The 224-nt window shown below is 71.4% G+C and carries 1 protein-coding gene; it reads left to right on the top strand.

Annotated elements, in window-relative coordinates; translation table 11 throughout:
* The coding region (locus tag ADL01_RS28025; RefSeq protein ID WP_159049667.1) for a hypothetical protein at positions 1-224 on the top strand (224 nt) is incomplete at both ends.

Genomic DNA, 224 nt, shown 5'->3' on the forward strand with positions numbered 1-224 from the left:
GTGCTGCCCGTCCTTTCGTCGTGGCGCAAGCAGCGGCGCGAGCGCTCGACGATCGACGGCTGGCGTTACCGGGTCACCTGGAAGCCGCTGCCGAGCGGCACCCTGCCCAGGTCCGGGCTCTCCGGGCGCTGGCTCGTCGTACTCCCGGAGAACGCGGCGGAACACCCGTGGGCGACAGGTGCGAGCGAGGCACTGGCGCAAACCGGTGCGGAGGTCGTCGAACT

Origin of the sequence: Streptomyces sp. NRRL WC-3618 (genome assembly GCF_001280005.1) — a bacterium.
Taxonomy (GTDB): domain Bacteria; phylum Actinomycetota; class Actinomycetes; order Streptomycetales; family Streptomycetaceae; genus Streptomyces.